This is a genomic window from Streptomyces marispadix (genome assembly GCF_022524345.1).
Taxonomy (GTDB): Bacteria; Actinomycetota; Actinomycetes; order Streptomycetales; family Streptomycetaceae; genus Streptomyces; species Streptomyces marispadix.
Genome location: NZ_JAKWJU010000002.1, coordinates 5,364,790 through 5,379,483 on the forward strand (window position 1 = coordinate 5,364,790; position 14,694 = coordinate 5,379,483).

Here is a 14,694-nt window from a genome sequence, read left to right on the forward strand (position 1 = left end):
CCGCACCGCAGCCCTGCTGGCTCATCAGCGCCGCAACCGCCGCACCACCAGCCCCAGACCGCCGGGCCACGCCGTCGACGGTCTCCACGGCCCGTGGTCGTAACCGCACATCGAGAACCCGATCCGTGCCATGCGGCGCCCCCAACGCCAACGCCCTTCCACCGATGGGCAGATGATCCTGGTCAACACTGTCTTTCCGATAAGGCGTCAATTGCGTGGAAGGCAGTGATCACCCTTTCGTGTGCTTTTCACCAAAGCCCTCAAGGCCGCCAGGAGGCCCGCCGACAAAGGATGCGTGACTACCCTTGCGCACTCCATGATGACCGCCGCTCGCTCCGCCGACTCGGGCCTCGTCGGCCCGGGAGAAATCGACCGCTACGCGTACGCCGAGTCTTCCGGCACCGCGCGCACGACCAGCAACGTTCCTGCCTGGCAAGGCTCCGAGGCCGACATCAACCGCGCGGGACGCCGGGCGTCCGGCAGCCGCGGCCGTGGTCTGCACGGCCAACTCGTCCAGCAACTCGGACAGATGATCGTCTCCGGCGACCTGGGAGCGGACCGGCCGCTGGTCCCGGAGGAGATCGGCCACCGTTTCGAAGTCTCCCGCACCGTCGTCCGTGAGTCCCTGCGCGTACTGGAAGCGAAGGGACTGGTCAGTGCCAGGCCCAACGTCGGTACGCGAGTACGGCCCGTCAGCGACTGGAATCTGCTCGACCCCGACATCATCGAGTGGCGTGCCTTCGGGCCCCAACGTGAGGACCAGCGCCGGGAGTTGCGCGAACTGCGCAGCACCATCGAGCCGTTGGCCGCACGTCTCGCCGCCGGGCAGGTACGGGACGACATTCAGCAGCGCCTCGGCGACATGGTCGAGATCATGACGCACGCCGTCGGCCAGGGCGACACCCTCACCTTCTCCCGCGCGGACGCCGAGTTCCACGGGCAGTTGATGCAGGCGGCCGGTAACCGGATGCTCGAGCACCTCTCGGGGATCGTCTCCGCGGCCCTTCAGGTGTCGGGCGGTTCGGGTACGGGGTGCGACGTGGCTACCGAGGCGTCGATCGCTCAGCACCAGCGCGTCGTGGACGCGCTCGCCTCGGGCGAGGGGGCCGCCGCGGAGTCGGCGATGCGGCAGGTGCTCGGCGGACGCCCGGACTCGGGTGCCCCGGTCACCCCGCCCGGAGTGGCCCCCGGTACCGGACCGGCCGCCGGCGCCGGTGCCGACCACGTGGTTCCGCCACCGCGAGAGCACTGAGCCTGAGCCGGGCGCTCACCGGGCAGCCGCGCAGGATGTCGTGCCAGGGGTCGTGCCGGGCAGTGAGGGACGGTCCCGTATCGCACGGGCGGCGGTCCGGCGCAGGGCCGTCGCAGACCGGAGGCGCCCGGCGGCCGAAGCTCACCCGCCACGGCCCTCGCCCCGGGCCGCCCCGGCTCCGGTTCGCCCCACCGCTACGGTCCGGAGGGCCCGGCGTCCAGCCCTCCCGCCCCGGCCCAAGGCAGAACGGCTGCGCCGCCGAATTCGGCGGCGCAGCCGTTTCCGCCCTTGTGCATGTGGGGCAGCTTCCTTGCAGTGGTGTCCTTTTCGTTGCGCTCTTTCCGGAATGTAGAGGGAGAGGTGTGACCCGGGCCACGTGTATTGCCCGTAACGCTTCGCGTGACAGCGCGATGACTCAAGAGGTGACAGCCGAGGACGGAATACTGCACCCCCGAGCCGGCGCTCGTGCAGGCGTTGTATTCGTCCACAGCTCAGCCCGCGCCGTCGGTTCATCCCCACCGGCGGTTTGCCGTTTCCATCGTTCCGAGAGGTTGTTCGTGTCGGCCAGCACATCCCGTACGCTCCCTGCGGAGATCGCCGAATCCGAATCTGTGGTGGCGCTCATCGAGCGGGGAAAGGCTGAGGGGCAGATCGGCGGCGACGACGTGCGTCGGGCCTTCGAAGCTGACCAGATTCCGCCAACCCAGTGGAAGAACGTACTGCGCAGCCTCAACCAGATCCTCGACGAGGAGGGTGTGACGCTGATGGTGAGTGCCGCAGAGGCTCCCAAGCGCACCCGTAAGAGCGTTGCGGCCAAGGCCCCCGCCAAGCGCACCGCCACGAAGACGGTTTCGGCGAGGTCCGCCGCCAAGAAGTCGGCGGGCAAGCCGGAGACCGCTCCCGCGGAGGTCGACGCCGTACCGGCCGAAGAGGCCGTCGATGTCGATGCCGTCGAAGCGGCCGCCGCCGAGCTGGCCGCAGAGCCCGTGAAGAAGAAGACCGCCAAGAAGGCCGCCGCGAAGAAGACGGCCAAGAAGGCGACCGCGAAGAAGGCCGCACCGAAGAAGACCGCCGCGAAGAAGTCCGTCGTCGACGAAATCCTCGAAGACGGAGAAGAGGCCGCCGAGGAAGCCCCGGCCAAGCCCACGAACAAACCCGGTGCCGAGGACGGCCCGACGGCCGAGGTGAAGAACGAGAACGAGGGCTTCGTCCTCTCCGACGACGACGAGGACGACGCCCCGGCCCAGCAGGTCGCCGCGGCGGGTGCCACCGCCGACCCGGTCAAGGACTACCTCAAGCAGATCGGCAAGGTCCCCCTCCTCAACGCTGAGCAGGAGGTGGAACTCGCCAAGCGGATCGAGGCCGGCCTCTTCGCCGAGGACAAGCTCGCCGCCGCCGACAAGCTGGCACCCAAGCTAAAGCGCGAGCTGGAGATCATCGCCGAGGACGGCCGCCGCGCCAAGAACCATCTGCTGGAGGCCAACCTCCGTCTCGTCGTCTCCCTCGCCAAGCGCTACACGGGACGCGGCATGCTCTTCCTGGACCTGATCCAGGAGGGCAACCTCGGTCTCATCCGTGCCGTCGAGAAGTTCGACTACACCAAGGGCTACAAGTTCTCGACGTATGCGACGTGGTGGATCCGGCAGGCCATCACGCGTGCCATGGCCGACCAGGCGCGCACCATCCGCATCCCGGTGCACATGGTCGAGGTCATCAACAAACTCGCCCGCGTCCAGCGCCAGATGCTTCAGGACCTCGGCCGTGAGCCCTCCCCGGAGGAGCTGGCCAAGGAGTTGGACATGACGCCGGAGAAGGTCGTCGAGGTCCAGAAGTACGGACGTGAGCCGATCTCCCTGCACACGCCCCTGGGAGAGGACGGCGACAGCGAGTTCGGCGACCTCATCGAGGACTCCGAGGCCGTGGTCCCCGCCGACGCGGTCAGCTTCACGCTTCTCCAGGAGCAGTTGCACTCGGTTCTGGACACGCTCAGCGAGCGCGAGGCGGGCGTCGTCTCGATGCGTTTCGGCCTGACGGACGGTCAGCCCAAGACCCTCGACGAGATCGGCAAGGTCTACGGCGTGACGCGTGAGCGTATCCGTCAGATCGAGTCCAAGACGATGTCGAAGCTGCGGCACCCGTCCCGTTCGCAGGTCCTGCGCGACTACCTGGACTGAGGACGGCGCCCTCCACAGGGCGATCACATACGGCGAGGGCCGGTGACCCTACCAACGGTCACCGGCCCTCGCCGTATGAAGTCGGTGCCGCCCCGGGATGCGGAGGTGGGCCATCCGGATCACCCTTGATGGTCCGGAAGACCTTCCAGGGCCCGGTACCGCCAGGAGGCTCCATGCGTCCGCTGCGCGCACTTCAGCCGCAATCGCTCATATCCGCGCTGCCCGTGCTGCTCGGCGTGCTGTTCGCGCTGCTGCCAGGGTCACCGGCCTCGGCGGGGGACCGGGTCGTGGTCGGCGGACGTCCGGTCGACGCCGCCAAGCATCCCTGGGTGGTCGCCCTCGCCAGCCGTGACCGCTTCGGGACGGAGCGCTCCGGCCAGTTCTGCGGTGGTGCGCTCGTGGGCGCCCGTACGGTGATCACCGCGGCGCACTGCCTGAGCCGGGAGGTGCTCGGAGTCGATCACGGAAGGGTCGACGATCTGCACGTCATATCCGGGCGGAACGACCTTCGCAAGGCCACCGGCCATGAGGTGAAGGTGCGCAAGAAGTGGATCAATCCCGCCTACGACACCGGGACGAACTCCGGGGACGTAGCCGTACTGACCCTCGACAAGCCGATGCCCGCGGGCTCGACGATCCCCATGGCAGGGCGCCACGACAAGGGCTACAAGCCCGGCGCCGCCGCCGAGGTCTACGGCTGGGGCGACATCAGCGGATACGGCGACTACGAGCCGAGGCTGCGCGCCGCCGACGTCGACATGCTGGAGGACTCGGCGTGCGGCCGCGCCTACCCCAAGGGCTCGGAGGGCGCCTTCGACAAGGACTCCATGGTGTGCGCCGGGGTCAGGGAGGGCGGCCGGGACGCATGCCAGGGCGACAGCGGAGGGCCGCTCGTCGCGCACGGGAGGGTCGTAGGGCTCGTCTCCTGGGGGGCCGGCTGCGGGGAGGAGGGCAGACCCGGTGTCTACACCCGTGTCTCGGCGATGGCGGACCTCGTACGGGAACACAGCGCATGAGAGGCGGCAGCGGAAAGGCCGGCGCTTTTGCGGTGCCGGGCTGCCGGGCCTATGGGATGCCCGAGTCCGAGGCTTCTTCCGAAGGGTGTTCGCCGAGAGCGGAATTACCAAGTGCATTGATGCGTGCGGGGGTTGTGGCGCCTATTGCGTGCGCCCCTTGCGAACCGCGCATCGGGACGCGGAAGGGCGGCCACCCGGTGTCACCGGATGGCCGCCCTCCGAAATCCGGCCCTGTGGCCGGCTGAGCTCGTCGGTTCGGGACGTCTGGTCAGGTCAGGACGCTCAGCCCTCTCCCGCGTCGTTGTTCGCAGGAGCGGTGAGCTTCTCCGTCTCGTCCTGTATCTCCGCGGCGATCTTCTTGAGCTCCGGCTCGAACTTACGCCCGTGGTGTGCGCAGAACAGCAGCTCTCCGCCGCTGAGCAGCACGACGCGCAGATAGGCCTGGGCGTTGCAGCGGTCGCAGCGGTCGGCGGCCGTCAACGGAGTCGCGGGGGTCAGAACAGTAGTCACGTCGCCTCTTCTCTAGCTCGACGAGCTGTCGTACCAGGGTCAACATCCAACCAGGTCGAAAACGTTCCCGCTTCGACGAATCCTCGAAGATTTCTCCCCGGGGCGGCTGCATGTTGCCGGGTGGCGGCGAATGAGCCGTATTACGTGGGTTGCTTCGCGGTCATGGTGCTTGGTTGCTGTTGTCCAGTTGTTTGTCTCTTCAGTGTTCCCGTGTTGAAGGGGACGTGCCCGGAGCCTAAATGGTTCATGCGTCAAAGGGAACGTGATGTGTGCGTCACCCCATCCAGTTATCGAACGTACGAACGAGCATGGGCTAGCATGTATGCCTTCATGGGTGGCGCGGCACGCCCTGTACTGCACTCTCGGTACCCTCTGACGCGGCAACCAGCCACCACAAGCAGAATTCAGCGAGGAGCGAACCGCGTGACCGCCGACTCTTCCCTGGCCTCCGGCAGGGGGAACACCAAGCCGTCCACCGCGCTGCTCGCAGGTGCAGACAGGGACGGCGGCACGAACTACACCGCGCGGCACCTGCTCGTCCTGGAGGGCCTCGAAGCGGTGCGCAAGCGCCCCGGCATGTACATCGGCTCGACCGACAGCCGCGGCCTGATGCACTGCCTGTGGGAGATCATCGACAACTCCGTGGACGAGGCCCTGGGCGGGCACTGCGACCACATCGAGGTGATCCTCTACGAGGACGGCTCCGTCGAGGTCCGCGACAACGGCCGCGGCATCCCCGTCGACGTCGAGCCCAAGACCGGCCTGTCCGGCGTCGAGGTCGTGATGACGAAGCTGCACGCGGGCGGCAAGTTCGGCGGCGGCTCCTACGCGGCTTCGGGCGGTCTGCACGGCGTAGGCGCCTCCGTGGTCAACGCCCTCGCCTCTCGCCTGGACATCGAGGTCGACCGGGGCAGCCGTACGCACTCGATCAGCTTCCGCCGCGGCGTGCCCGGCATCTTCACCGAGTCCGGCCCGGACGCGCCCTTCGACCCAGCGAGCGGCCTGCGCAAGGGCAAGAAGCTGCCGAAGAACCGCACCGGCACACGAGTGCGCTACTGGGCGGACCGGCAGATCTTCCTCAAGGACGCGCGGCTCTCACTGGAGACGCTGCACGGCCGCGCCCGGCAGACCGCCTTCCTCGTCCCCGGTCTCACACTCGTCGTACGGGACGAGCGGCGGCTGGACGGCCAGGAGGTCTCGGAGGAGGTCTTCCGCTACGACGGCGGCATCAGCGAGTTCTGCGAGTATCTGGCGCAGGACAAGCCGGTCAGCGACGTGCTGCGGCTTCAGGGGAAGGGCCAGTTCAAGGAGACGGTGCCGGTCCTCGACGACCGGGGCCACATGATCCCCACCGAGGTGCAGCGTGAACTGGGCGTCGACGTGGCGCTGCGCTGGGGCACCGGCTACGACACCACGCTGAAGTCGTTCGTCAACATCATCGCCACCCCCAAGGGCGGCACCCACGTCGCCGGGTTCGAACGGGCGGTGACCAGGACCGTCAACGAGGCGCTGCGCTCGACGAAGATCCTCCGCGTCGCCGAGGACGACGTCGCGAAGGACGACGCCACGGAGGGCCTCACTGCGGTGGTGACCGTGCGGCTGGCCGAGCCGCAGTTCGAGGGGCAGACCAAGGAGGTGCTGGGCACCTCCGCCGCGTCCCGCATCGTGGCGCAGATCGTGGCCAAGGAGCTGAAGACCTTCCTGACGTCCACTAAGAGGGACGCCAAGCAGCAGGCGCGTGCCGTGCTGGAGAAGATCGCGGCGGCGGCCCGTACGCGTATCGCGGCCCGTCAGCACAAGGAGGCGCAGCGGCGGAAGACTGCACTGGAATCGTCGTCGCTGCCTGCCAAGCTGGCCGATTGCCGTAGCGACGACGTCGAGCGCAGCGAACTGTTCATCGTCGAGGGGGACTCGGCGCTGGGCACCGCGAAACTGGCCCGGAATTCGGAGTTCCAGGCGCTGCTGCCGATCCGCGGCAAGATCCTCAACGTTCAGAAGTCCTCCGTGGCGGACATGTTGAAGAACGCCGAGTGCGGCTCGATCATCCAGGTGATAGGGGCCGGATCCGGGCGGACCTTCGACATCGACCAGGCCCGCTACGGCAAGGTCATCTTCCTCGCCGACGCCGACGTCGACGGCGCGCACATCCGCTGTCTGCTGCTGACGCTCTTCCAGCGCTATATGCGGCCGATGGTCGAGGAGGGCAGGGTCTTCTCCGCGGTGCCTCCGCTGCACCGGATCGAGCTGGTCAACCCCAAGAAGGGGCAGGGGAAGTACATCTACACCTACTCCGACAACGAGCTTCGGCAGACGCTGCTGGAACTGGAGCGCACGAAGGTGCGCTACAAGGACTCGGTGCAGCGCTACAAGGGCCTCGGCGAGATGGACGCCGGGCAGCTCGCGGAGACCACGATGGACCCGCGGCACCGCACGCTGCGCCGGATCAACATCAGCGATCTGGAGGCCGCGGAGACCGCGTTCGACCTGCTGATGGGCAGTGAGGTGGCGCCGCGCAGGGAGTTCATCAGCTCGTCGGCGGCCACCTTGGACCGCTCCCGCATCGACGTCTGAGACGGGCGCGCGGGCCACGCCAGGGCGGCACGTCAGGCAGGTCGCCTGAATGAGTGAACAGTCCGGGATGCCCCGTCCGTGATCTTCTGTGCGTGCTCATCCTTGGGCCATGCGCACAGATGATCCCTGGTACGACGCCCTGGCCTCCGGCTGGGGCGACCACGACGCACCGCCTCCGGCTGCCGAACCGGCCGTCGCGGTCGCCGTGCCGCGTCCCCGTCCGTTCGCTGAACCGTGCCCGCAGCGAGGTGAGTCGGACCCGTCCGGTGAAGCGCTCCCGGGCGCGGGCGACCGGGGGAGCGCCGCCGAGTCCGGGGAGGCGCCAGGCGGCCCGTGCCCCGGAGCGCACGACGCCCGTACCGAGGTGTACCTCGCGGTTCAGCGCAGCGAGCCGTTCCAGCGGGTGCGACGGCGCTACCGGCGCTTCGTGCTGCCGGTGAGCGCCGCCTTTCTGACCTGGTATCTGGCGTACGTCGTCGCGGCCACCGCCGCCCCCGGGCTGATGGCCCGGCCGGTCGCGGGGGTCTTCAATGTGGCGATGGCCGCCGGGCTCGCCCAGTTCGCCAGCACCTTTCTGCTGACGTGGGCGTACGTACGTCACGCGCGGCTGCGGCGGGACGAGCTGGCGCTCGAACTGCGCTGGGAGACGCAGGACTTGGCCCGCACACGTGCCGCCGCCGTTGCGCCCGGCGGCTCCGCCGCATCCGCCCGCCCCGGGTATCTCCGTGAAGCGCGGGAGGGCGTGTGACCGGCAGCCATCAGACGCTGACGCTGCTGCTCTTCGGTGCCGTCATCGCCGTCACCCTGGCCATCACCACCTGGGCGAGCCGCAGGCGCCGGGGTTCGCCGGAGGAGTTCTACGCGGGCGGGCGCCTGTTCAGCCCCATGGAGAACGGATTCGCGATCGCCGGTGACTACATGTCGGCCGCCTCGTTCCTCGGCATCTCCGGGCTCATCGCCTTGTACGGCTACGACGGCATGCTCTACGCCGTGGGCTTCCTCGTCGCATGGCTGGTCGTGCTGCTGCTCGTGGCCGAACTGGTGCGCAACTGCGGGCGGTTCACCCTCGCCGACGTGGTCACGGCACGGCTGCGTGAGCGTCCGGTCCGTATCGCGTCCGGCATCTCGTGCGTGACGGTGTGCGTGCTGTATCTGGTGGCGCAGATGGTCGGCGCCGGCAGTCTCGTGGCGCTGCTGCTGGGCGGTACGAGCGGAGCGGCCCGCTCGTGGACGGTGATCGGCGTCGGTGCGCTGATGGTCGTCTACGTCTCCTGCGGGGGCATGCGCGCGACGACATGGATTCAGATCGTGAAGGCGGTGCTGCTGCTGGGCGGCGCCCTCACGCTGACGGTGCTGGTGCTGATGCGCTTCGGCGGCGACATCGCGGCGCTGCTGAGCGGAGCCGCCGAACACAGCGGCCATGGGCGGGACTTCCTCGCTCCAGGGCTGCGTTACGGCGGCGGCTGGACGCACCGGCTGGACTTCGTCAGCCTGGGGCTCGCGCTCGTACTGGGCACCGCCGGGCTGCCGCACATCCTCTCCCGGTTCTACACGGTGCCCACCGCGCGGGCGGCCCGCCGCTCGGTCGTCTGGTCCATCGTGCTGATCGGCGCGTTCTACCTGATGACGATCGTGCTCGGCTTCGGCGCCGCGGCACTGCTGGGCAGCGGCACGGTACGAGGCTCCGATCCCGCGGGGAACACGGCGGTGCCGCTGCTCTCGCTGGAACTGGGCGGAGGGGCCGGATCGACCGGCGGTCCGGTGCTGTTCGCGTTGATGGCGGCGGTCGCCTTCGCCACGATCCTCGCGGTGGTCGCGGGAATCACGCTGGCGTCTTCGGCTTCCGTGGCCCACGATCTGTACGCGTCGCTGAGCAGGCGCGGCAAGGGCGGCAAGGGCAGGAGGCGCGGCGAGGTCGGCGTGGCCCGGATTGCGGCGGCCGGCGTGGGCGTCGTGGCGATCGGGCTCGGGCTTCTCGCGCAGCATCTCAACGTGGCGTTCCTGGTGGGGCTGGCTTTCGCGGTGGCCGCCGCGGCCAATCTGCCGGTGCTGCTGTACGCCTTGTTCTGGCGGCGCTTCAACACCAGGGGCGCGATCTGGTCCGTCTACGGCGGGCTCGTACCGGCAGTGGCGCTCGTGGTGTTCTCACCGGTCGTCTCGGGTGCGCCCGGTGCGCTCTTCCCCGGCTTCGACTTCGCGGTGTTCCCGCTGGAGAACCCGGGGTTGGTGGCGATCCCGCTCGGCTTCCTCTGCGGCTGGCTGGGCACCGTCACCTCGCGCGAGGCGCCCGATGCCGCGGGGCACGCCGTGACGGAGGTGCGTTCCCTCACGGGTGCGGGCGCGGTGTGACGGCGAACGCGACGGGGCGGCGCGGGCCTCTTGGGGAGCGGCGCCGGGTGCGCGCCAGGGGCCCGCGCCGTCGATTCATGGCGTGTGCTGCCAAGTTGTGAAGCCGTTGCAACGGATTAGGTCCAGACCTATTGACATCGCTGTCGCCTCGCCGGAGATTGTCTTCAAGAGATGACGGCATGCCCATCGATGCGGCCCGCCTCCCCTCCGGCTGTCACGCGAACTCCCTTTCGCTCCGCGGCCGTTCAACGGAGCGCGGCTCGTCAGTCGGACTGCCGGAGCGCCACCCGGCCGCCACCGGCGCCCGGGACCTTCTGGACCGCCCCACACGGTCCTCCCCACAGGAAGGCACCGCTCGATGAGATTCAGGACCTCGCTGACGGCCGGGCTCCTCGCCGCAGCAGCGCTCGGCACGACCCCGCTGCTGACGGCGTCCGCGAACGCCGACGCGCCGCCCAGAGCCGAACGTACGGCCAAGGCCGAAGGCGCCGCCAAGGCCGCGGAGTTCAAGGACGACTTCGACGGGCCGGAAGGCAGCGCCGTCGACAAGTCCAAGTGGCAGCTCGAGACCGGCGACAACGTCAACAACCACGAGCGCCAGTACTACACGTCCGGTACGGACAACGCCGCACTGGACGGCAAGGGCAACCTCGTGATCACGGCCAAGAAGGAGAACCCCGGCAACTACGACTGCTGGTACGGCAAGTGCGAGTACACCTCGGCGCGGCTGAACACGGCCGGCACCTTCAAGACCACGTACGGGCACGCCGAGGCCCGCATGAAGATCACCCAGGGAAAGGGCATGTGGCCCGCCTTCTGGATGCTGGGTGAGGACATCGGCAGCGCGGGCTGGCCCGCCTGCGGGGAGATCGACGTGATGGAGAACGTCGGGCACGAACCGGGCACCGTGCACGGCACGATCCACGGCCCCGGCTACTCCGGCGGCGAGGGCATCGGCGCGGGCTACACGCTCCCGGACGGGCAGAAGTTCGCCGACGACTTCCACACGTTCGCCGTCGACTGGTCCCCGGAGAAGATCACTTGGTCCGTCGACGGCAAGGAGTACCAGACCCGTACCCCGGCCGATCTCGGCGGCGACAAATGGGTCTTCGACCACCCCTTCTACATGATCCTCAACCTCGCCGTCGGCGGTGACTGGCCAGGCGACCCCGACGGCGACACCAAGTTCCCGCAGCAGCTCGTGGTCGACTACGTCCATGTGACCGGCGGGAACTGAACGGCGGCAACCGACGGGCGGGACCTGCCCGTTCCCACGGCTCGTCCAGGCCGTGACCGAAAGCCGTCCGGACCGGCGTTGCCGGGCGCCGGTCCGGACGCCGCCGTACTGGACCGACCCGGGTCCGACTCGGGCTACTGCGGCACCGGCCGGCCCCGCGGGTGCAGCGCCTGCGGCAGTACGACGGTGAACTCCGCGCCGCCGCAGGCGGCTTCGCCGACGTGTGCCGAACCTCCGTGGCGCTCGGCGAGCCGCCGTACGAGTGCCAGACCCAGACCACGCTGACGGTGCGGCGGCGGGTCCTTCGTCGACCAGCCCTCCGCGAAGACCAGTTCACGCTGATCGCCGGGAATGCCGGGGCCGCTGTCGGCGACTCTGAGGACGACCGCCGTGCCCTGCGCCGTTCGGTGCGTGCTGCTCGCTTCGTCCCCGTGGGAGTGCTGCGGCGGCTGTTCGTCTTCGCCGTCCGCGTCCGTGCGCAGCTCCACCTCCACCAGCGCGTCCGCCGAACCGGCCGCCGCGTCAAGCGCGTTGTCGACGAGGTTGCCCAGCACGGTGGCCGGCTCACGCGGGTCCACGAGGCGGTCCGGCAGCCGCGTGACCGGCGTGAGGCGCAGTGCGACACCGCGCTCGGCGGCCACCGTCGCCTTCCCCACAAGCAGCGCCGCGAGCAGCGGGTCCTCCACGCGCTCGGCGATCTGCTCGGCGGTGGCACGCTGCACCCCGACGGCCTCGCTGAGATACGCCGCGGCCTCTTCGTACTGGCCGAGCTGGAGCAGGCCCAGCAGCAGATGCATCCGGTTGGCGTGCTCGTGGTCCTGGGCGCGCAGGGCGTCGATCAGGCCGCGGGAGCCGTCGAGTTCGCGTCCGAGGAGTTCCAGTTCCGTACGGTCCCGGAAGGTGGCCACGGCGCCGCCGTCTCCCGTGGGCATGCGGTTGGCGACGAGGACCCGGCCGCCGCTGACGGTGAGCAGATCGGTACCGGCGACGGCGCCGCACAGCACCTCCGCGGTGCGTCCCGGGCCGAGCACCTCCGCCAGCGGGCGGCCGGTGTCCTGGGGGCTCAGTTCGAGCAGTCGCTGTGCCTCGTCGTTGACGAGTCTGATCCGGCCGTCCGCGTCGAGGGCGACGACTCCTTCGCGTATGCCGTGCAGCATCGCCTCCCGCTCGTCGAGCAGCGCGGAGATGTCCGAGAACGCCAGGTCGTGAGTCTGCCGCTGAAGCCTGCGCGATACGAGTACGGAGGCGACGACGCCGATGGCCAGTGCCCCGCCCGCATAGGCCAGCAGCTCCGGGACCGCGCCGAGGAACTTGTCGCGGACGCCCTCGTACGCGATGCCGACGGAGACGGCGCCGACCACCTCGCCCTGTGCGTTGCGCAGCGGCACCTTGCCCCGTGCGGAGCGGCCGAGGGTGCCCTCGTCGATGTGGCGCACCTGATGACCCGCGAGGGCGGCGCTGGGGTCGGTGGAGACATGGCGGCCGACGCGGCGCGGCTCGGGGTGCGACCAGCGGATTCCGCGGGTGTCCAGCACCACGACGTAACCGGCTCCGGTGGCCTTGCGGATCTTCTCGGCCTCGTGCTGGACGGGACCGTGGACGGACGGTCCGGGTTCGGTGGCGAGGCGGCGGGCGAATTCGGGTCGGGCCGCGGTCGTCTGAGCGATGGCGAGTGCACGGTCCATCGCACGCTCGTCCAGCTCGTCACCGAGCGGAGCCAGGAAGAAGCCGGTGACCAGGGCGGTCACGCCCGTGGCGATCGCGAGCTGCATCAGCAGCACCTGTGCGAAGACCCGCTGCGGCCAGCGCAGCCGACCCAGGCAGGCGGACATCCGGCGCCGGACGGACGGGACCGGCCGGGTCCGGCTCGGCTGAACCCGGCTCGGCTGAACCTCGTTCGCCTGAGCAGGAGCCTTCCGGGCCTGCGTCGTACGGGCCGGTGTCTCCGGCGTCGGCGTGGTGAACGGTGCGGTCACGGTGGCCTCGAAAGCGTTACGGGGCTGGAGGTCGTGCGGTCTCGACGGTGAAGCGGAATGCGGAATGCGGAGGCGGTTGCCCCGGGCGCGTGTACGCGGCGGCCGTGTACGCGACGGCTGGAGGACCGTAGCCGGTGGAGCGGGCCGGGCGCTGTGACGTGCGGCATCGCCGCGTACGATCGGCAGCCGTCGTATCGCACCGTCGTACCGCACCCCGTACCTCTGGAGGAAGCCCCCGTGCCCCGACCACGGCGCGTACCGGTCATCGTTCTCGCGGGATTCCTGGGCTCCGGCAAGACCACGCTGCTCAACTATCTGCTGCGGAACAGCGGCGGCACCCGGATCGGGGCGATCGTCAACGACTTCGGGAGCATCGAGATCGACGCCATGACGGTCGCCGGGCAGGTCGACGCGATGGTCCCGCTCGGCGACGGCTGTCTGTGCTGCGCGGTGGACACCGGCGACATGGACGGTGCGCTGGACCGGCTCGCCCGTCCGTCGACCGGGATGGACGTGATCATCGTGGAGGCCAGCGGGCTGGCCGAACCCGAGAGCGTGATCCGCATGATCCTCGCCTCGGGAAGCGAACACGTCGTCTACGGGGGGCTCGTGGAGGTCGTGGACGCCGCCGAGTTCGAGGACGTACGTATGAGGCATCCCGAACTGGAGCGGCATGTACGGGCCGCGGACCTCGTCGTCCTCAACAAGACCGACCGGGTAGGGGAGGAGGAGCTGCGGCGCCTGCGAGGGGTGCTGGAAGGGTTCCGCCCAGGGACGCCGGTCGTCGCGGCGGCGCACGGGCGGATCGATCCCGCGCTGCTCTTCGACCCGGTGCACCGGCCGCGTCCGCCCGTGGAGCAACTCTCCTTCGAGGCCCTGCTGCGGGAGGAGGAGGACGGCCACGCGGACGGCTGCGATGCGCACTGCGAGGAGCACGGCGGCGACTGCGGTCATCTCCACGGGGCTTACGAGAGCGTCGAGTTCACTACATCGAGGGCTCTCGACCCCAGGCGCTTCATGGACTTCCTCGACGGCCGTCCCGCCGGCCTGTACCGGATCAAGGGGTTCGTCCACTTCGGGGCAGCGGACCCCGGCAACAGCTACGCCATGCACGCGGTCGGAGGGTTCCTGCGCTTCACGCCCTCCAGGCCGTCACCGCCGGGAGCCGGCGTAACCGGCGTAATGGGCGGAGCCGACGGGTCGGACGGGCCGAGTGGTCCCGACCGGGCGGACGGAGAACCCCTCACGCAGCTTGTGCTGATCGGCGCCGGCGTCGACGGCGAGGCGCTGCGGAAGGAACTGGCCGCCTGCGTCGCCGATCCGTCAGCGGGCCCGTTTACGGAGCCTGATCCACAGGCGATGTGGGGCGTGCTGCGTTATGTGGAGGCGGACCCGGGCGAGGGCCGGGACGGCGCCGACGAGGTGCCGGGCGGGGAGCCCGATGTTGAACTCCCCGCCACCGAGGCGGACTTCGCCTACGCGTACGACACCTGCGCCGACGACGCCTACGGGCACGACTACGACCCGTATGACGACCCCGACGCTGAACTCGGCCGCTGAACCCGGGCCGACCGCGGCGAACCAGGGCCGCCATGTGAACCGTGAAGTG

The 14,694-nt window shown here is 69.6% G+C and carries 10 protein-coding genes; 8 read left to right on the plus strand and 2 right to left on the minus strand.

Going from position 1 to position 14,694, the window contains the following annotated elements; genetic code table 11:
* Positions 1 to 241: 241 nt before the first annotated feature.
* From MMA15_RS22420 to MMA15_RS22430, 3 genes are all read left to right on the plus strand, one after another.
* Positions 242 to 1,252: a FadR/GntR family transcriptional regulator gene (locus tag MMA15_RS22420; protein ID WP_308290579.1), complete on the plus strand. Its 1,011-nt coding sequence runs from the start codon at positions 242 to 244 to the stop codon at positions 1,250 to 1,252.
* A 557-nt stretch (positions 1,253 to 1,809) separates the two neighbouring features.
* Positions 1,810 to 3,426 carry an RNA polymerase sigma factor gene (locus tag MMA15_RS22425; RefSeq protein WP_308290580.1) on the plus strand — a complete coding sequence of 539 codons (1,617 nt, stop codon included), beginning with the start codon at positions 1,810 to 1,812 and terminating at the stop codon, positions 3,424 to 3,426.
* Between the two features lie 173 nt (positions 3,427 to 3,599).
* Positions 3,600 to 4,442 (plus strand): S1 family peptidase, encoded by an 843-nt coding sequence (locus tag MMA15_RS22430; protein ID WP_241061901.1) that lies wholly within the window; start codon positions 3,600 to 3,602, stop codon positions 4,440 to 4,442.
* 282 nt (positions 4,443 to 4,724) lie between these two features.
* Here the strand turns inward: MMA15_RS22430 and MMA15_RS22435 are convergent, their stop codons facing one another.
* Positions 4,725 to 4,952: a DUF7455 domain-containing protein gene (locus MMA15_RS22435; protein WP_241061902.1), complete on the minus strand. Its 228-nt coding sequence runs from the start codon at positions 4,950 to 4,952 to the stop codon at positions 4,725 to 4,727.
* A 423-nt stretch (positions 4,953 to 5,375) separates the two neighbouring features.
* Between MMA15_RS22435 and MMA15_RS22440 the strand changes: the two genes are divergently transcribed.
* The 4 genes from MMA15_RS22440 (at position 5,376) to MMA15_RS22455 (ending at position 11,109) form a co-directional block, all read left to right on the plus strand.
* Positions 5,376 to 7,523, plus strand: a complete 2,148-nt coding sequence (locus MMA15_RS22440) for a DNA gyrase/topoisomerase IV subunit B (RefSeq protein ID WP_241061903.1) — start codon at positions 5,376 to 5,378, stop codon at positions 7,521 to 7,523.
* A 109-nt stretch (positions 7,524 to 7,632) separates the two neighbouring features.
* The gene (locus MMA15_RS22445) at positions 7,633 to 8,271 is read left to right on the plus strand and encodes a DUF485 domain-containing protein (RefSeq protein WP_241061904.1); all 639 of its coding nucleotides are present in this window, start codon (positions 7,633 to 7,635) and stop codon (positions 8,269 to 8,271) included.
* Positions 8,268 to 9,872 carry a monocarboxylic acid transporter gene (locus MMA15_RS22450; RefSeq protein ID WP_241061905.1) on the plus strand — a complete coding sequence of 535 codons (1,605 nt, stop codon included), beginning with the start codon at positions 8,268 to 8,270 and terminating at the stop codon, positions 9,870 to 9,872. Before MMA15_RS22445 ends, MMA15_RS22450 begins: the two co-directional genes overlap by 4 nt.
* Before the next feature lie 358 nt (positions 9,873 to 10,230).
* Positions 10,231 to 11,109, plus strand: a complete 879-nt coding sequence (locus MMA15_RS22455) for a glycoside hydrolase family 16 protein (RefSeq protein ID WP_241061906.1) — start codon at positions 10,231 to 10,233, stop codon at positions 11,107 to 11,109.
* Between the two features lie 134 nt (positions 11,110 to 11,243).
* On the opposite strand, the gene MMA15_RS22460 is transcribed toward MMA15_RS22455, so the two are convergent.
* Positions 11,244 to 12,941, minus strand: a complete 1,698-nt coding sequence (locus MMA15_RS22460) for an ATP-binding protein (protein ID WP_241061907.1) — start codon at positions 12,939 to 12,941, stop codon at positions 11,244 to 11,246.
* 381 nt (positions 12,942 to 13,322) lie between these two features.
* Here MMA15_RS22460 and MMA15_RS22465 point away from each other — a divergent pair, with 381 nt between their 5' ends.
* Positions 13,323 to 14,645: a CobW family GTP-binding protein gene (locus MMA15_RS22465; RefSeq protein WP_241061908.1), complete on the plus strand. Its 1,323-nt coding sequence runs from the start codon at positions 13,323 to 13,325 to the stop codon at positions 14,643 to 14,645.
* Positions 14,646 to 14,694 lie beyond the last annotated feature (49 nt).